Raw genomic sequence first — 19,911 nt, 5'->3', positions numbered from 1 at the left:
GAGGAGGCTGAGAACCGGGCCGGTTCTCAGCCTCCTCTCAGTGCCCCGGCCGGAGGCTGGAGGCGTCGAACAGGAGAGACGTACGAGGTGAACGATGATGAAGAACCTCCGAGACGAGCTCCGGGCCCGTGGCACCGGGGAACGGGATCCCCGGGAACGCAGGCGGCACGACGAGGACCGTGACCGGCGGGCAACCGAGGGACGGCGGGTCGGCGGGCGGCCCGAGGGACGGCGTGAGACCGACCTGGACGAACGGAACCGCCTGGCACGCATGTCGCGTGTCGCCGAGCGGCCGTTCGGCTGACGGCAGGGACGACCGGGTCACTCCCGCATCACCGTCTCCACCAGGTCCAGGGCCAGGTCCCGGGTGTGGTGGACCGGCAGGCCGTGGTCGGTGTACCAGTCGTCCGTGGCTTCCGGGTGCGGCCCGGTGACCGCCACCCGGCCCCTGCCGAATCCGGTCACGAGGACCGCGTTGGCGCCGTTGTCGTAGGTGGCGAGGATCTGGGCGTCGGCGTGCTCGTCGAGGAGGAAGCAGGGGCCGTCCTGGAAGAACACGGTGCGTGGACGGCCCCGCCAGACCACCTGGACCAGGGTGTTGTCCTCTTCGTGGACGGTGGCCCCCGGGGAGGAGATGTACTGGTCGGTGTCGCCGGGGAGGAGGCCGAAACCCGGGGTGGCCCCGGCGAGGAAGCCGCCGAGGCAGAATCCCAGGTAGCGCCCGCCGCCGTGGACGAAGTCGCGGACGGCCCGGCGCTGCCGCCGCAGTTTCCGGTAGGCCCGGGAGAGGGTGCCGCCGCCGGGCTGGGCGTACAGCAGGGCGTGGGACAGGGAGTCGGCCGACAGTTGGAGGGCCTCGTGCGGGCCGGTGAAGCGGACGTCGAGATCCCACGGTCCGGAGGCCAGGAGTGCGGCGACCGCCTCGGGGCAGCCGGGCAGCGAGGCCGGCCCCCGGTAGACGAGGGCGAGGGGGCGGTGCCCCCGGATGGTGGTGTCGTCCCGTGTCACGGCTGCCTCACCGCGCGTCCTTCGCCGACTGCCGGCCCCGTGCTCCGTGCGGTGGCCGGGGCGGTGAGTCCTTCGGCGGGGAGCCCGTGCCAGCTCGTTCCCGGTGCCAGCCGTTCGCCCTTCATGACCAGGGACAGTGCGCCGAGCCGGACGTCTGCGCCCACCACCGTGTCGTAGAGCACGATCGTCCGCGGGCCGATGCTCGCGCCGGGGCCGACGGTCACCGTCGACATCTTCATCACGCGGTCCTCGAACAGGTGGGTCTGCAGTGAGACCTGCATGCCGATCGCGGCGTCGTCGCCCACCTCCACCAGGTCGAACTCGGTGAGGAACGTGGTGCCGAGCCAGGTGCGCCGGCCGACCCGGGCGCCGAACAGTCGGAGAACCGGCGGCAGGAACGGCGTCCCCACCAGGAAAACCACGCCTGCCGGGACCGCGGCCGCCTCGAAGAGTCCGGTGACGAATTCCGTGCGGCGCACGAACAGGCTCCACAGCGGCTCGACGCGCGGCCGGTACCTTCCGGCGACCACCCACTTGGCCAGCGCGCAGTACCCGATGACGGCCAGCACCGCGCCCATGGCGAGGAGCGGCGACACGAGCAGCGAGACCTGGGGTCCGGTACTGCGGGCAGTACCGGTCAGGGCCAGCAGGTACAGGAAGGCGCTGGTGGCGAGCACCGAGGCGGGCATGGTGACGCGGAAGAACTCGATGGCCAGGCGGCCGAGCACGGCCCTGCGGGTGGGCCGGAACGTCAGCTCCTCGGGGTACGGTCCACTGGCCTGGCGTACCGGCAGTCGCAGGGCGGGCGAGCCCAGCCAGGTGCTGTCGGCGGGCACCCGCTCCGGGGGCGGCACCGTGCCCACTCCGACCAGGGCGCCCGGACCGAGCCTCGTTCCGGCGGGGACGAGCGCCGCATTGCCGACGAACGCGCGTCCGCCGACCTCGGTGGGCCAGAACGCCATGCGGTCGGCCGCGAAGGTGGCGATGCCGATGCCGGCCATGTCGGCGACGAAACTGCCGTCTTCGAGGGTGAGCAGGTCCGGGTCTATGTGCGCCGCGGTGGAGACTTCGGCGCGTCGGCCGATGCGGGCGCCGAGCAGCCGCAGCCACGGCACCGTGTAGAGCGTGGCGTAGAGCGAGTTGGTGAGGAGCAGGCTGTGCTCCAGCAGCTTGTCGGCGATCCACTTGCGTACGCCGAGTGCCGAGCGCGCCGGGTGGATCCCCGGGGGTGTCCTCGGCAGGACTGCCCGCTTGCCGAGGGCGACGACCAGGCACACCGTGACCACGAAGACCGGGCCGGACAGCGCGGTGGCGGCCAGACCGGCGGTCGTGCCGCCGTGCAGCCAGGCCCACCAGACCAGGGCGAAGCTCGGCAGCGGCATGGTGATCACGGCCACTTCCAGCAGGGTCAGGCCGAGCAGGGCGGCGGCCAGCTGTTGCGGCCGCCAGCGGTCCGTCCCGGCCCGGCTCCGCAGCATCGACTCGACGAGCGGGGAGAGCGCCTCGACCCGGCGTGCGGGCGATCCGGCGCGGCGCGCCCCGGCGGGGAGCGCCTCGTCCGGGCCTGCCACGGACTGCTCGCCGAGTGCGGACCGGGGGCCCAGGCACGCACCGGGTTCGAGGACCGCGTTGGCGCCGACGTACGCCCGTTCGCCGATGGTGATCGGGGCGACCGTGACCCAGCCGTCGACGACCTGCCAGGGGCGGATCGTGGCGTTGTAGCCGACCGTGGCGTCGCGGTCGACGGCGAGCAGCGTGGGCAGGCCGACGAAGCCGGTGGCGATGGTGGTGCAGGGGCCGATGCGTGCGCCGAGGAGCCTCAGGTAGGGGCCCATCAGTGGGGACCCGCTGAGCATCCGCACGGGGCTGATGCCCTGCAGCAGCACGTCCAGCACCCACAGGCGAAGATAGGTCGCTCCCCACAAGGGGTACCGGCCGGGCCGGATGCCCGCCGCCAGCGGTCTCGCGAGGGCGAGGGGAACGAGCCAGCGTACGGCGGCGTACCCGGCCAGCACGGCGGCCGTGGGCTTCACGATTCCCCAGCTCGACGTCTGGCCGTGGTCCAGGGCGTAGGGGATGGCCACCGGTCCCGTCAGCAGGAGGAGCAGCCCGTAGAAGGCCGCCGCCTGGGCCAGGCCGACGCGCGCGATCCGCGCGCGGCCGTGCCGCAGGGGTGCCGGGCGGGGCTGCTCCGGCGGGCGAGGTGTCTCCGCGGCGGCGTCCAGACGCGCCGCGAACGCCCGCACGGTCGGGTTCTCGTACAGGTCGCGCAGGGTGGGGCCCGTCCCGCCGTCCCGGTCGCGCAACAGCGAGACGGCGCGGGCGGCGAGCAGGGAGTGGCCGCCGAGGTCGGTGAAGAAGTCGGCCTCCGCCGACAGTTCCCGGGGGGCGATGCCGAGCACCTGCGCCCAGGCGTCGCGCACCTTCGTCTCCGGTTCACCGCGGACCGGCGCCACACGACCGGTGCCGGGGAACCGGCGGCCGGTCGGTGCGGGCAGCCGCGCACGATCGGTCTTGCCGCTCGGCATGACCGGCAGCCGGTCGAGGAAGTCCAGTGACGAGGGCACCATGTATGCGGGCAGCGAGCGGCGCAGGCGCTCGTACAGCCGGGTGACGAGGACGTCGTCGGGAACCGCGCCGTCCTTGGCGCGCACGACGTAGGCCGCGAGAACGCGGTCGCCGTCGTGCCCGTGGCCCGGGGCCACGAGTCCGGTGCCCGCCTGGGCCACTCCGGGGTCCTCCAGCAGCACGTTGTCGATCTCGTCCAGCGACACCCGGTAGCCGCGGATCTTGACCTCGGCGTCGGCCCGGCCGAGATACTCGATCTCTCCTTCGTCGGTCGTCCTGCCGAGGTCTCCGGTGCGGTAGAGACGGCCGCCGCCGGGCGCCAGGGGGTGCTCGACGAAGCGGTCGGCGGTCAGGTCCGGCCGGCCCACGTAGCCCCGGGCGAGCCCGGGGCCGCCCAGGCAGATCTCGCCGACGGCGCCGTGCGGCACCTGGCGGCGCCGCTCGTCGAGGAGCACCACCGAGTACGTCGGCAGGGGGCGGCCGATGGTCACCGCCCGTCCGGGCAGGAGTTCCTGCCAGGTCGCCGTGACGGTGGCCTCGGTCGGCCCGTACGTGTTGAGGATGCGCCGTCCCGGTCTGCTCCACCGCTGGACGAGCGAGGCGGGGCACGCCTCACCGCCCACGACGACGCTGCGGATCCTCGGGAGGTCGCGCGGGATCGTCGCCAGCAGCGTCGGTACGCAGTAGAGCATGGTCACGTCCCGCTCCTCGAGAAAGTCGGCGAGTTCGTCGCCGAGCCGTCCCGGGCCTTCCGGCCCCGCGACGAGCGTGGCGCCCGCCGCCCAGGTGGGCCAGATCTCCTCGATGGAGAAGTCGAACGAGATGGTCATGCCCTGGTACACCCGGTCCTGCGGCCGGACTCCGTAGACCGGGGACACGACGCGCAGGAAGTTGCAGATGCTGGACCGGGCGATCTCCACCCCTTTGGGCCGGCCGCTGGATCCCGAGGTGTACATGATGTAGGCGAGCGGATCGTCCGTGTTCCCGGCCCCTCCCCCTCCCCCTGCGGGCGGACGCGACGGCGCCGGGGGCGGTTCTCCGGCGCATGCGTCGGTCTCGATCACCCGGCATGCCCGGCCCTGCCCCGCCCAGGGGGCGTCGGCCACGAGGGCGGAGGTGGTCAGCACCGCGGTGGCACCCGCGTCCCCCAGGATGAAGGCCACCCGGTCGGGTGGCGCCGCGGGGTCGATCGGTACGAATGCCGCCCCCGTCTTGCAGACACCCAGCAGGTACACGTACATGTCCACGGACCGGGGCAGCAGCAGAGCCACTCGCCCGCCGGGACCGATGCCGGTACGGCGCAGCCGCTGGGCGGCTCGACCGGCCAGGGCGTCGAGGTCGGCGTAGGTCAACCGGTGCGAGCCGCATTCGAGGGCGACGGCCGACGGTGTGCGGTCGCGGGCCTCCTCGAAGAAGCGGTGCAGTCCGCCGGTGGTGTCCTCGGTCTTCGGGAGGAGGCGGCCCCGGGCCGGTCCGGCGGGAAGAGCGACGGTACGGGGGGCCATGGGTCCCCTCCTTCCGGTGCACGAAGTGCTCGGTCGTCCCCGGTCACCTCTCCAGCCTGGGTGGCCTGCGCTGAGAGGAGCCTGAGAAGCGAATCCGCAGCCCTGCCGGCTGTCCGCGTCCGCCGACCGTGCGATCAGCGCCCTGCGGCACGTGCCCGTCGCAGCGCGTCATCGAGGAGGTGGCGCAGTCGGCTGGCGGTGTCGGCCACCGCGGTGGCGAGGAGGGCCGGGCCGGCCAGTGGGGCCAGCACGCCGTGGGCCGGGGTGTCGGGGGCGCCGAGGAGGACCGGTGGGAGGGCGGCCGGGGTGAAGGACGGGTCGACGACGAGGAGTTGGCCGCAGGCGCGGTGCGGGCCCACGACGGCCGGCCCGTCCCAGCCGGGATGGGGGGCGCCGTAGGAGGTGTGCTGGTCGAGGAGGGGGCGGCCGGCGCGGCGCACGGTGAGGCGGGTGGTCAGGGCGCCGCTGGTCTCGCCGGTACGGCCGAGGACTTGTTCGTCCCGCAGGACGAGGCGGGCGGTGGTGGAGAGATCGACGGTGCAGGTCTGACGGAGGTTGCTTCCGGCGGCGCTGATCAGGGGCTGCGGCAGCCAGTGCAGTACGGCCTCGTCGCCGACGGTCAGACGGATGTCGTAGGTGGCGGCGTCGTCGGTGGGGCCGCGCAGCGCGATGGTGGAGGCCGCTGCGGTGACCTGGAGGCGGGCGCGCGGGCCGATGTCGGCGTGGAAGGCGAGCCGGTCGCCGCCGAGGGGGCCGCTCATGGCGCCGATGACGTCGACACGGGCCAGGCCGTCCCGGGGGCGGAGCCTCTGGAGGTGGAAGGGGCCGTCGCCGCTGAGCAGCGGGAGGGTGGTGGTGCGGCCGTTGTGGGCGGCCCGCACCCGGGCGGTCGCCACGACGCCGGACGCGTCCGGGAGGGCCGCGGGGAGGGGCGTGAGGTCTTCGGCGAGCGTGCTCATGTCCTCTGCTTTTCTGCCGGGTCGTGGCGGGATCAGTTCTTCTGCCGGGTCGTGACGGGATCAGTGCGCGGTGGCGGCGGGTTCGGGCCGGGCGGTCCCGTGGCCCCAGGCGGTGAGGCGTTCCAGCACCCAGTCGGCGACGGGTCGGATGCCGTCGTCACCGGTGAGGGAGGTGAAGACGGCGGGCAGGTCGCCGCGCTGCCGGGCCGCGTCGAGGGCCATGGATTCGAGGTCGGCGCCGACGTACGGGGCGAGGTCGGTCTTGTTGACGACGAGGAGGTCGGAGGTGGTGATGCCGGGGCCGCCCTTGCGCGGGATGTCGTCGCCGCTGGAGACGTCGATGACGAAGATCTGCGCGTCGACGAGTCCCTTGGAGAAGGTGGCGGTGAGGTTGTCGCCGCCGGATTCGACCAGGACCAGGTCCAGGGGGCCGAGGCGGTCCTCGAACTCTTCCACCGCCTCCAGGTTGGCGGAGATGTCGTCGCGGATGGCGGTGTGCGGGCAGGCTCCGGTCTCCACGGCGGCGATCCGCTCGGGCGGCAGAACGGCTTCGCGGAGCAGGAATTCGGCGTCCTCGCGGGTGTAGATGTCGTTGGTGACGACGGCGAGCGAGTACCGGTCGCGCAGGGTGCGGCAGAGGGCGGCGACGGTGGCGGTCTTGCCGGAGCCGACCGGCCCGCCGAGACCGATCCTGAGGGCGCGGTGGGTGCCGTCGGGACGGGTGGCGTCGGCGCTCACGGCGGCGGGGCCGTGCGGTGCGTGGTCGAGATGCATGGGGTGAGCTCCTTCGGGTGCGTGGAGAGGTCGGGTTTCGGGTGGGCGGAGGAGTCGGGTTTCCGAGGGGTGGAAGAACCGGGCTTCCGAGGGGTGGAAAAACCGGGCTCCGGACGGGCGGAGGGGCCGGGTCCGGCGTCAGGAGGCGAAGAGGCGCATCGGCCGGCCGGCGTGCTGTTCGGCGGTGATGTCGAGCAGGGGCGCGGACGCGGCGGGCAGGACGCCGACTCCCTCGTCGGCGACGCGGGCGGCGGCGTCGACGGCCCGGCGGGCCACGGTGTCGGCGTCCTCGCAGAGCCGGGCCAGGACCGCGGTGGCGTCGAACGGGTCGAGGCCGAGCAGGCGCACGGCCGCGGTGGCGGGCCCCGCGACGGTGCCGAAGGCCGCGGCGTGTGCGGCGTCCGAGGAGGTGAGCCCGGCCGCGCGGGCGGCGATGCCGAGCACCACGGGCTGGTGGGCGCCGCCCGGCAGGTCGCGTGCGAGCCGTTGCAGCTCCTCGCACGGCCAGGCCGCGCGGGCCGCGCGCAGCAGCTGCCGGCCCAGCTTGCGGGCGGTGGCGCGCAGTGCGGGTGAGGGGGTGCGGGCGTCGGCGGCCTCGTCCAGCGCGAGCGGGTCGTGGCCGTGGGCGGCCGCGGCCGCCAGTGCGGCGGCGGTGAGTCCCGCGGTGTGCAGACGGCCGCGGCAGAACGCGTGGAGGGTGGCGGGATCATGGACGGCGCGGGCGGTGACGGCGGCCTCGACGCCGCCCGAATGCGCATGGTCTCCTGCCGGGAAACGGCCGTCGGCGAGGACGAGGAGAGCGGTACGGCTCATGGACGGGTGGCCATGCCTTTCGGGGGCGTGGCGGACGACGGAGCGGGCGGCGTCCGGCCTGCCCGGCCGTCCGCCCCGTCGTCCACCGCACGGTCAGAGGATGAAGTAGCGCTGGGCCAGGGGGAGTTCCGATGCGTAGTGGGTGGGGGCGGGCCGCCGGGGGCAGAGCGCCTCGTCGCCTCGTGCCTGTTCCTCCTTCTGCCGCCGCAGTTCGGTGATGCAGACGTCCTCGATGAACACCTCGTAGGTGTTCGGGTCGACCCGGATGTCGGGGGTGGCGTCGTTGAGGACCATGTGGCGTTTGAACACCTTGCGGGTGTCCTTGATCTCGTACAGCGCCTTGTGGATGCCGAGGTCCTGCGAGGTGACCGTGGCCTGCGGGCTGACGAAGTTCACCGAGTTGGCGCCCGGCGCCTTTCCCGTCGCACCCCACATCGGGCGGGGCAGGACGGGCTGCGGTGTCGGGATGGACGCGTTGGCGTCACCGACCTGCGCGTACGTGATCTGTCCGCCCTTGAGGACGAGGTGCGGTTTCACACCGAAGAACTTCGGTTCCCACAGCACCAGGTCCGCCAGTTTGCCGGGCTCGACGGAGCCGATCAGGTCGTCCGCCCCATGGGCGACGGCCGGGTTGATCGTGTACTTGGCGACGTAGCGGCGGACACGGAAGTTGTCCGCCTCGTGCCGTTGCCGTTCCTGCTCCGCGGCGGTGCCTTCGCGCAGTTGGCCGTAGCGGGTCTTCATCACATGGGCGGTCTGCCAGGTGCGCATGATCATCTCGCCGATGCGGCCCATGGCCTGCGCGTCGGACGACATGATCGAGATGGCGCCCATGTCGTGCAGCAGGTCCTCGGCCGCCATCGTCGAGGGGCGCACCCGGGAGTCGGCGAAGGCCCGGTCGGTCTCCAGCTCCGGATTGAGATGGTGACAGACCATCATCATGTCGATGTGTTCCTTGACGGTGTTGACCGTCAGGGGGCGCGTCGGGTTGGTGGACGCGGGCAGGACGTTCTCCTCCCCGCACAGGGTGATCATGTCGGGGGCGTGGCCGCCACCGGCACCCTCGATGTGGAAGATGTGCAGGGGGCGGCCGTCGAACGCGGCCCTGGTGCTCTCCACGAAGCCTGCCTCGTTCAACGAGTCGGCGTGCAGAGCGAGTTGAACGTTGTTGCTGACGAGGTCGTCCGTCCGGCCGTCGTCCTCCGGGCTGTTCCTGCCCTCGCACACCTTCAGGCAGGTGTCGATGACCTCCGGGGTGGCGCCCCAGTCCTCGTGGACCTTGAGGCCGATCACACCGGCCCGCACCTGGTCGAGCATCGACTCCCGGGACACGGTGTTGCCCTTGCCCAGCAGTCCGATGTTCACCGGGAACCCGTCGAGTGCCTTGAAGAGGCGCTCGACGTGCCACTTGCCCGGACTGACCGTGGTCGCGGTGGACCCCTCGGCCGGTCCGGTGCCGCCCCCGATCAGCGTCGTCACCCCTGCCGCGAGGGCTTCGCCGACCTGCTCCGGGCAGACGAAGTGGACATGGGTGTCCACCCCGCCCGCGGTCAGGATGCGGCCTTTCCCCGAGATCACCTCGGTCTCCGGACCGACCACGAAGTCCGTCGGCCCGTCCGTCCGGCCCTCGTGGATCTTGTCCATGGTCTCCGGGTTGTACGCCTTGCCGAGGGCGGTGATCATCCCGTCCCGGATCGCGACGTCCGCCTTGACCACGCCCCAGTGGTCCAGGACCACCACACCGGTGATCACCGTGTCCGGAGGGCCGCACTCGCCGCCCCCTCCGCCCTCTCCGCCCTCGTCGTCCTCTCCGCGGTCGCGCGGTGTCGCCGACTGGCCCATCGACTCGCGGATCACCTTGCCGCCGCCGAAGACCATCTCGTGCCCGCTCCTGCTCACCAGCGGGCTGACCTTGCTCCGGCCCTCCTCCCCGTCCCCGCGGTCGCCCTCCTCGGGTGCGGGGTCCGGCGGGGGGTCGGCCAGGTCCTTGCCGAGACCGCCCGACCAGTCGTCGGTGACCTTGATGCTCAGCGCGGTGTCCGCCAGCCGGATCTCGTCCCCGGTTGTCGGGCCGAACAGGTCTACGTAGTCCTCGCGCCGGGTCGTCCTGGTGCTCTTCCGCTCAGCCACGGTCATCGGCTCCCTCGTCGTCGGAGTCGTCCGGGGCCTGGTCCAGCAGTGTCCCGCCGACCAGTCCCCGCAGCCCCAGCACCTTCCGTTCGCCCTCGATGCGCACCAGTTCCACCGTGCGGCGGTCCCCCGGCTCGAACCGTTCGGAGGTGCCGGCCGCGACGTTGAGCCGCTTGCCGTAGGCCTGTTTCCGGTCGAACCGCAGCCCCTTGTTGACCTCGTAGAAGTGGTAGTGCGACCCGACCTGCACCGGCCGGTCGCCCGGGTTGTGCACCTCGATCTCGGTGACGTCCAGCCCCGGGTTCAAAGGCACCGATTCGTCGACGAAGTCGACCTTTCCCGGGTGGAGTCGGATGTCCCCGCGCGGTTCGTCGAACGGGTCGTGGATCGTCACCAGCTTCGTTCCGTCCGGGAACGTCGTCTCGACCTGGACGTTGTCGATCATCTCCGGAACGCCGTCCATGACGTCGTCCCGGGTCAGGACCCCGCGCCCCGAGTCCATGATCTCGCCGACGCTCCGGCCGAGCCGCGCCTGGTCGTAGACGTAGGCGGTGAGCAGTGCCATCGCCTCCGGGTAGTTCAGCTTGATTCCCTGTTCTCTGCGCTGTCGTGCCACGCCGGCTGCCACGTGGACCAACAGGCGCTCCTGTTCATGGGGGGTGAAATGCATGGTGCTCTTCTCGGCTTCGGGGACCAACGTCCGTCGACGGCGCGAGCGCGCCGGGCGCGGCAGAGCCGGAGGTCCCGGTCCCGCCACGCCACAGCAGATCGTCCTGATCCGGGCCGGAGCGTCGATGTGGAATTTCCGCTTTCACTCCGTACGGGCGGCGGGACGAACATGTCGGCGAGGGGGAGGCGATCGAGGTTTCGTCCCGTGAATCGTCGGTTCCCGGCCGACCGGGTCCGGCTTCGTCAGGGGGCGCACTCCGTGAACGTTTCTGTGCAGGAACGGCGGGTCCTCGGCCCGGGGGCGCGTTCATGGCCGGACAGGAGCCGCCCCTTCGCGGTGATCGCATACCGCTTCTTCTCTGCCGGTAACCGATCAGAAACCGGCATGCCGCGCAGGCGCCCGGAGCCGGCAGTGGCCGGTTGGCAACCGTCGCCCACGGGAGAAAGCCGGAGCATCGCGCGTGACGACAGTGCCGGACATGTTTCGGTCAACTCCGTCTTTCGTACGCCCGGTTGACGGGTGCGGTCCGACGGACCGCACCGAGCCGGGCCGAGGAGGGCGACGAACGGGGCCGGTCCGGGCAGTGGCGCGGTACCGCGACACTTTCCCGGCGGAGCGGGGCGGGGCGGGCCCGGCGAGCGCCGTGACGGGTGCTCCGGCACTGACCCGGTGACACGGGCCCGGCCCGCCTCGGACGCACCCGCCCCGGCCGCTTGTAGCATGGCGGGCGACGAGGCCGGAAGGGATCCCACCATGCATGCTGGCGTCGACGCCGACTCCCTGGACCGGGCCACACAGGACTTCCTCGCAGCACGTCCGCGGCTCTTCGGCATCGCGTACCGCATGCTCGGCAGCACCGTCGAAGCCGAGGACATCGTGCAGGAGGCGTGGCTGCGGTGGCAGAAGGCGGACCGCACGGACCTCCTCGAACCCACGGCCTACCTGACCACGATCACCACACGCCTGGCCATCAACCTCGCCCGGTCCGCGCGGATGCGGCGGGAGTCGTACGTCGGCCCGTGGCTTCCCGAACCGGTCGACACCGCCCCGGACCCGCAGTTGGGGGCGGAGCGGGCCGAGGCCCTGGAACTGGCGGTCCTCCTCGTCCTGGAGAAGCTCAACCCCGTGGAACGCGCCGCCTACGTCCTGCGGGAGGCCTTCGACTACCCGTACGGGCGGGTCGCCGAGATCCTGGAGACGAGTGAGGTCAACGCCCGTCAGCTGGTGAGCCGGGCGCGCAAGCACCTGACCGCCGAGCGCAGGGAGCGCGTCAGCCCGGCCGCCCACCGGCGTCTGCTGGAGGTGTTCCTCTCCGCGGCGCGGACGGGTGATCTGGCGGTGCTGGAGGACGTGCTCGCCTCGGACGTCGTCAGCTGCTCCGACGGCGGCGGGATACGCGGGGCCTCGAAGATCCCGGTCGTCGGACGTCCGCACGTCTCCAGGTACCTCGCCGCCTTCGCGCCGCGCTTCTGGCCGCAGGCGGACGTCCGGTGGGTGGAGGCCAACGGACGGGCGGCCGTGCTCGTCTCGTCCGGCGGGAACGCCGTGGCCCTGCTGTCCGTCGACGTGTCCGCGGAAGGCATCGACCGGATCATGTGGGTGATGAACCCGGCCAAGCTGTCGCCCTACGTGGCGTCCCTGGACGGCTGATCACCCGCCTGCGGAAAAGCGTCCGGGATTCTCCGGGCTCCTGTCACGGATGCCGTCGCCGTCCTGTCATCCCCGGTGAGTGATGAAACCCACCCCGAGAGGATCCCCTCATGAAGGTCGTAGTGATCGGCGGCACCGGACTCATCGGTTCGAAGGTGGTGGCCCGGCTCGGCGAGCAGGGCCACGAGGCGGTGCCGGCCGCCCCCGGCACCGGCGTCGACACACTGACGGGCGAAGGTCTGGCCGAGGTCCTGGAGGGGGCCTCGGTCGTGGTCGACGTCTCCAACTCCCCCTCGTTCGAGGACGACGCCGTCATGGAGTTCTTCCGGACCTCGACCGCCCACCTCCTGAAGGCGGAGGCGGACGCCGGCGCGACCCACCACGTGGCGCTCTCCGTGGTCGGCACGGAGCGGCTCCAGGAGAGCGGCTACTTCCGTGCCAAGCAGGCGCAGGAGAAGCTGATCAAGAACTCCGGAATGCCGTACTCCATCGTCCACGCCACGCAGTTCTTCGAGTTCATGAAGGGCATCGCGGCCTCGGCGACCGACGGCGACACCGTCCGTCTGGCGCCCGTCAGGATTCAGCCCGTCCACTCCGACGACGTGGCCGCCGCCGTGAGCCGTGCGGCTGTCGGCGCCCCCGTCAACGGGGTGGTGGAGGTGGCCGGCCCCGAAGCGTTCCGGCTGGACGAGCTCCTCCGCGAGACCCTCGCCGCCCTGGACGACCCGCGCGAGGTCGTCACCGATGCGCACGCCCCTTACTTCGGCGCCCGGTTGCAGGAGTCCACGCTGCTCCCGGGCCCGGACGCGCACATCGCCGGGGCCCGCTTCACCGACTGGCTCGCACAGCAGCGGTGAACCGCCGGGGTGGCCCCGGCGTCGGGGCCACCCCCGTTTCCGGCATACCGTCGCGTACCCCACGCCGTCGGAGCACGGGCGTTCCCGGCCCGCGGACCATGGGCGGTACGGGGTCGGGAGGGGGAGAGATGGAGCGGATTCCGCACAGGGGGTAGGCCCACACGACACTCTTGTTATACGTTCCGTCTAACAGCTTGCTAGACGTGACGTCTAACAAGCTGCGAGGGAGGCGCCGGGCGGCCCCGGATCCCGTCGGGCGGGCACCGGACGGGGCCGCGACGGTCGGCGTCGGGGCGATCTGTCGATTCAAGGAGCCGCATCATGGCAAGCAGCACCGTTCGGCCGGAGGACCGGGACCGGCTCGACGAGCACGACGTCGCGCGACGCCTGCTCGAATCGTCGGCGAAGCTTTCGTACGACCCGGCCACCGAGGTGGACTGGGACACCCCGCTGGACAAGGACTTCTACGGCGCCAGCCCCGAGTGGAGCACGCTCTACGGCACGGCGTACTGGAACGAGATGACCGAGGCGCAGCGCAAGGAACTGACGCGGCAGGAGGCCGCTTCGGTGGCCAGCACCGGCATCTGGTTCGAGATGATCCTGCAGCAGATGGTGCTGCGCGACATCTACACGAGGGACGCGACCGATCCGCGGTTCCAGTGGGCCCTCACCGAGATAGCCGACGAGTGCCGGCACTCCATCATGTTCGCCCGCGGCGCCGCGAAGCTGGGCGCTCCCGCGTACCGGCCGCGCCGTGCGGTGGTCGAGCTCGGCCGGGCGTTCAAGACGCTCGCGTTCGGCGAGGCGGCGTACGCCGCGATCCTGGTGGCCGAGGAAGTGCTCGACGTCATGCAGCGCGACTGGATGCGGGACGAGCGGGTCGCGCCGTTCGTACGCACCATCAACAACATCCATGTCGTGGAGGAGTCCCGGCACATGAAGTTCGCGCGCGACGAGACCCGCAGGCGGCTGCGGAGCGCGGGCCCCGTGCGCCGGCAGATCAACGCGTTCGTGATCGCGGTCGCATCCTACTTCATCGTCACCAGCATGGTGAGCCGGGAGGTCTACGCGAACGCCGGGCTCGACACCCGGCGCGCGCTCGCCGAGGCCGGGGCGAACGAGCACCACAAGTCCCTCATGCGGTCCAGCTGTTCGGGCCTGATGGAGTTCCTGGCCTCGGCCCGTCTCCTCACCGGGCCCGCGCTGGCCCTCTACCAGCGCGCCAACCTGATCTGATCCGAGCCGAGCGACCCGAGCTGACGAGATGACCTACGCCATCACCCAGACCTGCTGCAGCGACGCCACCTGCGTCGCCGTGTGCCCCGTCAACTGCATCCATCCGACGCCGCAGGAGCGGGAGTTCGGGAGCACGGAGATGCTGTACGTCGACCCGGCGGCCTGCATCGACTGCGGCGCCTGCGCCGACGCCTGTCCGGTCGACGCGATCTTCCCGGTGGACGGCCTGCCCCGGGGCCAGGAGGAGTACGCCGCGATCAACGCGGCGTACTTCGCCGGCCGGGAGCCCGCACCGGGCGACACGGGACCCAACTTCCACCACTGGGACGCGCCTTCGTTCGAGCGCAGCCTGCCGGCCGACTTCGCTCCGATCCGGGTCGCGGTCGTCGGTACGGGACCGGCGGGCATGTACGCCGCGGAGGACCTGCTGCTGCACACCACCGCCGAGGTGACCCTGGTCGACCGGCTGCCGGTGGCCGGCGGACTCGTCCGGTACGGCGTGGCGCCCGACCACCCGGCGACCAGGAAGGTGGGCGACACCTTCGCGCGCTTCCACGCCCATCCCCGGGTGCGGATGCATCTGGGGGTCGAGATAGGCAAGGACATCACGGCGGAGGAGCTCGCCGCCCACCACGACGCGGTGATCTACGCCGTCGGCGCCTCCACCGACCGCCGTATCGGCGTCCCGGGCGAGGAATTGCCGGGCAGCATCTCGGCGACCGCGTTCGTGGCCTGGTACAACGCCCACCCCGAGGTCGCACCGGACGCCGTCGACCTGTCCTCGGAACGGGTGGTCGTGGCCGGCAACGGCAATGTCGCGCTCGACGTGGCCCGCATCCTCGTCACGGACCCGGCGGCCCTGGCCGGCACGGACATCGCCGATCACGCCCTCGCCGCCCTGCGCGCCTCGAAGGTGCGCGAGGTGGTGCTGCTGGGGAGGCGCGGCCCCGAGCACGCGGCGTACAGCGCGTCCGAGTTGCTCGCGCTGCGGCACCTGCCGGGTGTGGAGCTGGTCGTGGACGACCACGATCCGCGGACCGGCGCGGCCGTCGACGGCGCGGCGGCGGGCACGAAGGCCGCGCTGCTGCGGGACGTCGCGCGCGAAGCGGTGGACTGGTCGCACGTCCCGGCGCCGGGGCGGCGCATCGTGTTCCGGTTCCACTCCGCGCCCGTCCGGGTGCTCGGCGACGACGCCGTGCGGGGCGTGCGCGTGACGGGTGGCGCGGGCGAATCGGACATCCCGGCCGGGGTGCTGCTGCGGGCGGTCGGCTACCGCGGCGTGCCGGTGACGGGGCTGCCCTTCGACGAGACGACCGGCACCGTGCCGCACGAGGGCGGGCGGGTGACGGGGCGGTCCGGAACGTACGTCGTCGGCTGGATCAAGCGCGGGCCCTCGGGCGGGATCGGGGCCAACCGCGCCTGCGCGGCGGAGACGGTCGGCACGCTCCTGGCCGATGCCGTCGCGGGCGCACTGACCGCTCCGGCCCCCGCCCCCAAGGCGTTCGCGCGCCTGGCGCGGAGCCGCAGCCGTCATGTCGTCGACGCCAAGGGGCTGGCCGCCATCGACCGGGCCGAACTCGCACGGGGCCGCGAAGGCGGACGCCCGCGGGTCAAGTTCGGCACGGTGCCGGAGCTGGTGGCGGCGGCGAGGGGCAGCCGCCGGAAGCCGTAGGACCGGAGCCGGGTACGTTCCCCGGTCGTGTCGCCGGCCTTCCGCGCACGGCGCGTCCGGGGCCGGGCGGCTCCCTCCCTCCGGTGCCGCCCGGTCCCTGAGCACCCCCGGGCCCCTGCCCCGCCGTCAGGTGGCCCGGTGGTCCCTGCCCCGCCGCCGGAACTCCGTACGGCCGGGCCGCCGCCAAAAGCCGCGGGGGCGCCGCCCATCCCCTGCGGTCCGCGCCCGCCCCGGCGGGCCGTGCGAGGACCTTCGGGCCGTACCGGGCGACCGTCAGGTCGTGTCGGGGTCGAGCTCGACACGGCCCCTGGCGCGCCTGCCGACCACGGCCGCCGCCGCGACCGCACTGCCCACGAAGGCCAGCGCGACCGTCCACGGCCGGTCGAAGACGTGCCGGGTGGCGTGGTCGACGGAGTACCGGCCCGGCCCGGTCAGGCCGATCGCCGCGGCGGTGAAGCCGAGGAACGCCGGGTACTCGTAACCCCCGCCCTGCGCGAAGAATCCGGCGGGGGCGTGGACGGCCACGGCGCCCGCCATCGCCCCGGCCGCGGCCGCTCCGGCCGCCGGGGTGGCGAGGCCGAGGGCCAGCAGCGCCCCGCCGCCCGCCTCGCCGAGCCCGGCAGCGACCGCGCTGTGCTTCGGCGGATGGAAGCCCATCGCCTCCATCGCGGCGGTGGTCCCTTCGATCCCTCCGCCGCCGAACCAGCCGGCCAGCTTCTGGGTGCCGTGCGCGGCCAGTACCGCGCCGGTGCCGACGCGCAGGACGAGCAGGCCGAGGTCACGCCTGTTGAGGCAGGCCATGGTGTCTCCACAGAGGTCCGGGGCGGGTGGTCGTGTCGCGTCATTCGTCCCCTGCCGGGCGGATGTCGCTGTTCCACTCTCCGGCGCGCGCGGTGCCGAGGCGCCCTGCTGTTACGCCGTTCGGGGGACGGCCCGGTTCGCGGCACTGCGAGGCATCTCATTATGCAACTTGTTGCACAAGGGGATTTCGGTGGTCTACAACTGGCGGAACGACACTGCGCGAGGAGCACCGCATGAGCCCGTACCCGAATCTGCTGAGCCCGCTCGACCTCGGGTTCACCACCCTCCCCAACCGGGTGCTGATGGGGTCGATGCACATCGGTCTGGAGGAGGCCGAGCGCGGCTTCGAACGGATGGCCGCCTTCTACGCGGAACGCGCCCGGGGCGGCGTCGGTCTGATGGTCACCGGCGGCATCGCCCCGAACGCCCGCGCCTGTTCGCTGCCCGGCGGGGCGAAGATGACCACCGAGGCGGAGGCCGAACAGCACGCCCTGGTCACCGAGGCCGTCCACCGGGCGGGCGGCCGGATCGCCATGCAGATCCTGCACTTCGGCAGGTACGCGCACCACCCGGACCTGGTCGCACCGAGCGCGATCCAGGCACCGATCAGCGCCTTCACCCCGCACGCGCTCACGGACGACGAGGTCGAGGAGACCGTCGAGGACTTCGTCCGGGCGGCCCGGCTCGCACAGCGGGCCGGGTACGACGGCGTCGAGATCATGGGCTCCGAGGGCTACCTGATCAACGAGTTCATCGCCTCCGCCACCAATCACCGCACCGACCGCTGGGGCGGCTCGTACGAGAACCGCATCCGGTTCCCCGTCGAGATCGTGCGCCGGGTCCGCGAGCGGGTCGGCGACGACTTCATCCTGATCTACCGGCTGTCGATGCTGGACCTGGTGCCCGGCGGCTCCTCGCTGGAGGAGGTCGTGCACCTGGCCCGCGAGGTCGAGGCGGCCGGTGCGACCATCATCAACACGGGGATCGGCTGGCACGAGGCCCGTATCCCCACCATCGCCACCTCGGTGCCGCGCGGCGCCTACACCTGGGTCACGGAGAAGGTGCGCGGCGCCGTCTCCGTGCCCCTGGTGACGAGCAACCGCATCAACACTCCCGAGGTCGCCGAGGAGATCCTCGCCTCGGGCCGGGCGGACATGGTCTCGATGGCCCGGCCGTTCCTCGCCGACCCCGACTTCGTCGCCAAGGCCGCCGAGGGCCGCGCCGACGCGATCAACACCTGCATCGGCTGCAACCAGGCCTGCCTGGACCACATCTTCAGCGGCAAGGTCACCTCCTGTCTGGTCAACCCGCGCGCCTGCCACGAGACCGAACTCGTCCTGTCGCCCACCCGCACCGTGAAGCGGGTGGCGGTCGTGGGCGCCGGACCCGCCGGCCTCGCGTGCGCCGTCTCGGCCGCCGGGCGCGGGCACGAGGTGACGCTCTTCGACGCGGCCGAGGAGATCGGCGGCCAGCTGAACGTGGCGCGCAGGATCCCGGGCAAGGAGGAGTTCGACGAGACGCTGCGCCACTTCCGCACCCGGCTGCGGGAGGAGAAGGTCGAGCTGAGGCTCGGTACGCGGGTCACGGCCGACGCGCTCGACGGCTTCGACGAGATCGTCCTCGCCACCGGCGTCACGCCCCGCTCCCCCGCGATACCGGGCCTGGACCACCCCAGCGTGGTCGGCTACCTCGATGTCCTGCGCGACGGGGCGCCGGTCGGCGAGCGGGTCGCGATCATCGGGGCGGGCGGCATCGGCTTCGACGTCGCCGAGTTCCTGACCGACTCGGGCGACTCGGCGAGCCTCGACCCCGAGGTGTTCTTCCGGCAGTGGGGCGTGGACACCGACTACCGCGAGCGGGGCGGGCTCCGCACCCCGGAGCGCCCGAAGGCACCCCGTACCGTCCATCTGCTCCAGCGCAGGGCCGGCAAGGTCGGCGCGGGGCTGGGAAGGACGACCGGCTGGATCCACCGCACCGAACTGCGGCACCGCGGGGTCACGACGGTCGCGGGCGCCACGTACGACCGGATCGACGACGAGGGGCTGCACCTCACGGTCGACGGCCAGCAGCACCTCCTGCCGGTCGACACGGTCGTGATCTGCGCGGGCCAGGAGCCGAACCGCGAGCTGTACGAGCAGCTGCGCGCAGCGGGTCGGCCAGCGCATCTGATCGGCGGCGCCGACGTGGCGGCCGAACTCGACGCCAAGCGGGCGATCCGCCGGGGCACGGAGCTGGCGGCTTCGCTCTGAGGCGGGCGGGGCGCCCCGGCGGGCCCGGCCCGCCGGCACACCTCGCCCGGTGTTCCTTCGCTGACGAAGCGGTGGTGCGGCGGCACGGTTCGGGCCACACTCCTATCGATACGACAGTGTACCGATACGTTTTCGTATCGGTACGCTTGCGTATCGGTACACTGGCGTCCCGGACGACCTCGTCGCAGATTCGCCGAGAGGGAACACGCATGTCGCCGCAGGAAGCCACCCCGGGACCGGCCCCCACCACGCGCCGCTCGAAGATCACCCCGGAGCGGGCGCAGGAGTTCTACACGGCGGTGCTCGACATGCTGAGGGAGTCCGGTTACGAGGCGCTGACCATGGAGGGGGTCGCCGCGCGGACCCGCTGCGGCAAGTCCACGCTCTACCGGCAGTGGGGCTCCAAGCCCGAACTGGTCGTGGCCGCGCTGCACAGCACCCGGCGGGCCCTGCTCCCGCGCATCGACACCGGCACGCTCGCGGGCGATCTGCGCGAGGCGGCGCGGGTGATCGGCGCGGGTTCGGGGCGGGACACCCCGCTGATGCACGCGCTGAGCCATGCCGCGCTGCAGAGCCCCGAACTGCTGAGCGCGCTGCGCGAGGCGCTGATCGCACCCGAGGTCTCGGCGATCGACGCCATGGTCCGGCGGGGCGCGGAACGCGGCGAGATCCCGGTGGACATCCCCGCGGCGGAGTTCGTCTCCGCGCAGTTGCTGGGCGTGGTGCGCGCCCGGCCGCTGCTGGAGGGGAAGTACACGGACGAGGCGTACCTCGTCCGTTTCGTGGAGAGCGCGATCCTTCCCGCACTCGGGCTGGGCGCGGCCGCGCCGTAGGCCCCGCAGACGCGGGCCGTCGTCCGAGCGGATGACGGCGGCCCGCCGGCGCCGCACCGTGGGGACGGGGGCGGCGCACCGTCCGGGCGGGGGCGGGGGGGGCCGCGGGGCCCACCCCCCCCCCCCCCGCGCCCCCCCCCCCCCCCCCCGCGCCCCCCCCCCCCCCGCCCCCCCCCCCCCCCTACC

At 72.7% G+C, this 19,911-nt stretch carries 15 protein-coding genes; 7 read left to right on the top strand and 8 right to left on the bottom strand.

Annotation, left to right across the window (positions count from 1 at the left end):
* The first annotated feature begins 97 nt into the window (after positions 1–97).
* Positions 98–304, top strand: coding sequence for a hypothetical protein (locus ACWCXX_RS37125; protein WP_451135142.1), 207 nt, complete (start codon positions 98–100; stop codon positions 302–304).
* 17 nt (positions 305–321) lie between these two features.
* Here the strand turns inward: ACWCXX_RS37125 and ACWCXX_RS37120 are convergent, their stop codons facing one another.
* The 7 genes from ACWCXX_RS37120 to ACWCXX_RS37090 all read right to left on the bottom strand — a co-directional run bounded on the left by ACWCXX_RS37120 (position 322) and on the right by ACWCXX_RS37090 (position 10,427).
* Positions 322–1,008, bottom strand: a complete 687-nt coding sequence (locus ACWCXX_RS37120) for a BPL-N domain-containing protein (RefSeq protein ID WP_451135140.1) — start codon at positions 1,006–1,008, stop codon at positions 322–324.
* Positions 1,005–5,081, bottom strand: a complete 4,077-nt coding sequence (locus ACWCXX_RS37115; protein ID WP_451135138.1) for a Pls/PosA family non-ribosomal peptide synthetase — start codon at positions 5,079–5,081, stop codon at positions 1,005–1,007. The genes ACWCXX_RS37120 and ACWCXX_RS37115 overlap by 4 nt, the downstream gene beginning before the upstream one ends.
* A 134-nt stretch (positions 5,082–5,215) precedes the next feature.
* Entirely contained in the window at positions 5,216–6,040 is an 825-nt protein-coding gene (locus ACWCXX_RS37110; protein ID WP_451135136.1) for an urease accessory protein UreD, read from the bottom strand.
* A gap of 60 nt (positions 6,041–6,100) precedes the next feature.
* Positions 6,101–6,814 carry an urease accessory protein UreG gene (gene ureG, locus ACWCXX_RS37105; RefSeq protein WP_451135134.1) on the bottom strand — a complete coding sequence of 238 codons (714 nt, stop codon included), beginning with the start codon at positions 6,812–6,814 and terminating at the stop codon, positions 6,101–6,103.
* A 138-nt stretch (positions 6,815–6,952) separates the two neighbouring features.
* Positions 6,953–7,627 (bottom strand): urease accessory protein UreF, encoded by a 675-nt coding sequence (locus ACWCXX_RS37100; protein WP_451135132.1) that lies wholly within the window; start codon positions 7,625–7,627, stop codon positions 6,953–6,955.
* 93 nt (positions 7,628–7,720) lie between these two features.
* Positions 7,721–9,763: an urease subunit alpha gene (ureC, locus tag ACWCXX_RS37095; RefSeq protein WP_451135130.1), complete on the bottom strand. Its 2,043-nt coding sequence runs from the start codon at positions 9,761–9,763 to the stop codon at positions 7,721–7,723.
* The gene (locus ACWCXX_RS37090; RefSeq protein WP_451135128.1) at positions 9,750–10,427 is read right to left on the bottom strand and encodes an urease subunit gamma; all 678 of its coding nucleotides are present in this window, start codon (positions 10,425–10,427) and stop codon (positions 9,750–9,752) included. Before ACWCXX_RS37090 ends, ureC begins: the two co-directional genes overlap by 14 nt.
* A gap of 753 nt (positions 10,428–11,180) precedes the next feature.
* Here ACWCXX_RS37090 and ACWCXX_RS37085 point away from each other — a divergent pair.
* The 4 genes from ACWCXX_RS37085 to ACWCXX_RS37070 all read left to right on the top strand — a co-directional run bounded on the left by ACWCXX_RS37085 (position 11,181) and on the right by ACWCXX_RS37070 (position 15,842).
* Positions 11,181–12,077 carry an RNA polymerase sigma-70 factor gene (locus tag ACWCXX_RS37085; RefSeq protein WP_451135126.1) on the top strand — a complete coding sequence of 299 codons (897 nt, stop codon included), beginning with the start codon at positions 11,181–11,183 and terminating at the stop codon, positions 12,075–12,077.
* A 110-nt stretch (positions 12,078–12,187) separates the two neighbouring features.
* Positions 12,188–12,934 (top strand): SDR family oxidoreductase, encoded by a 747-nt coding sequence (locus tag ACWCXX_RS37080; RefSeq protein ID WP_451135124.1) that lies wholly within the window; start codon positions 12,188–12,190, stop codon positions 12,932–12,934.
* Positions 12,935–13,255: 321 nt separating this feature from the next.
* Complete coding sequence (locus tag ACWCXX_RS37075; protein WP_451135122.1) at positions 13,256–14,170, top strand: AurF N-oxygenase family protein; 915 nt, start codon at positions 13,256–13,258, stop codon at positions 14,168–14,170.
* Positions 14,171–14,198: 28 nt separating this feature from the next.
* The gene (locus tag ACWCXX_RS37070; protein ID WP_451135120.1) at positions 14,199–15,842 is read left to right on the top strand and encodes an FAD-dependent oxidoreductase; all 1,644 of its coding nucleotides are present in this window, start codon (positions 14,199–14,201) and stop codon (positions 15,840–15,842) included.
* Positions 15,843–16,115: 273 nt separating this feature from the next.
* On the opposite strand, the gene ACWCXX_RS37065 is transcribed toward ACWCXX_RS37070, so the two are convergent.
* Positions 16,116–16,643 carry a DoxX family protein gene (locus tag ACWCXX_RS37065; protein ID WP_451135118.1) on the bottom strand — a complete coding sequence of 176 codons (528 nt, stop codon included), beginning with the start codon at positions 16,641–16,643 and terminating at the stop codon, positions 16,116–16,118.
* Between the two features lie 233 nt (positions 16,644–16,876).
* On the opposite strand from ACWCXX_RS37065, the gene ACWCXX_RS37060 reads away from it, so the two are divergent.
* Both ACWCXX_RS37060 and ACWCXX_RS37055 read left to right on the top strand, forming a co-directional pair.
* Positions 16,877–18,892 (top strand): oxidoreductase, encoded by a 2,016-nt coding sequence (locus ACWCXX_RS37060; RefSeq protein WP_451135116.1) that lies wholly within the window; start codon positions 16,877–16,879, stop codon positions 18,890–18,892.
* A gap of 209 nt (positions 18,893–19,101) precedes the next feature.
* Entirely contained in the window at positions 19,102–19,725 is a 624-nt protein-coding gene (locus ACWCXX_RS37055; protein WP_451135114.1) for a TetR/AcrR family transcriptional regulator, read from the top strand.
* Positions 19,726–19,911 lie beyond the last annotated feature (186 nt).

It is taken from the genome of Streptomyces sp. NPDC001732 (genome assembly GCF_053596315.1).
Note: the sequence above shows the minus strand (reverse complement) of the source record. Positions and strands in the feature narration are given on the sequence as shown.

Excerpts from the sequence above, each read along its gene's own strand:
- ACWCXX_RS37125 (WP_451135142.1), top strand. The coding sequence starts at position 98 with ATGAAGAACCTCCGAGACGAGCTCCGGGCCCGTGGCACCGGGGAACGG.
- ACWCXX_RS37115 (WP_451135138.1), bottom strand. The coding sequence starts at position 5,081 with ATGGCCCCCCGTACCGTCGCTCTTCCCGCCGGACCGGCCCGGGGCCGC.
- ACWCXX_RS37110 (WP_451135136.1), bottom strand. The coding sequence starts at position 6,040 with ATGAGCACGCTCGCCGAAGACCTCACGCCCCTCCCCGCGGCCCTCCCG.
- ureG (WP_451135134.1), bottom strand. The coding sequence starts at position 6,814 with ATGCATCTCGACCACGCACCGCACGGCCCCGCCGCCGTGAGCGCCGAC.
- ACWCXX_RS37100 (WP_451135132.1), bottom strand. The coding sequence starts at position 7,627 with ATGAGCCGTACCGCTCTCCTCGTCCTCGCCGACGGCCGTTTCCCGGCA.
- ureC (WP_451135130.1), bottom strand. The coding sequence starts at position 9,763 with ATGACCGTGGCTGAGCGGAAGAGCACCAGGACGACCCGGCGCGAGGAC.
- ACWCXX_RS37090 (WP_451135128.1), bottom strand. The coding sequence starts at position 10,427 with ATGCATTTCACCCCCCATGAACAGGAGCGCCTGTTGGTCCACGTGGCA.
- ACWCXX_RS37085 (WP_451135126.1), top strand. The coding sequence starts at position 11,181 with ATGCATGCTGGCGTCGACGCCGACTCCCTGGACCGGGCCACACAGGAC.
- ACWCXX_RS37080 (WP_451135124.1), top strand. The coding sequence starts at position 12,188 with ATGAAGGTCGTAGTGATCGGCGGCACCGGACTCATCGGTTCGAAGGTG.
- ACWCXX_RS37075 (WP_451135122.1), top strand. The coding sequence starts at position 13,256 with ATGGCAAGCAGCACCGTTCGGCCGGAGGACCGGGACCGGCTCGACGAG.
- ACWCXX_RS37070 (WP_451135120.1), top strand. The coding sequence starts at position 14,199 with ATGACCTACGCCATCACCCAGACCTGCTGCAGCGACGCCACCTGCGTC.
- ACWCXX_RS37065 (WP_451135118.1), bottom strand. The coding sequence starts at position 16,643 with ATGGCCTGCCTCAACAGGCGTGACCTCGGCCTGCTCGTCCTGCGCGTC.
- ACWCXX_RS37060 (WP_451135116.1), top strand. The coding sequence starts at position 16,877 with ATGAGCCCGTACCCGAATCTGCTGAGCCCGCTCGACCTCGGGTTCACC.
- ACWCXX_RS37055 (WP_451135114.1), top strand. The coding sequence starts at position 19,102 with ATGTCGCCGCAGGAAGCCACCCCGGGACCGGCCCCCACCACGCGCCGC.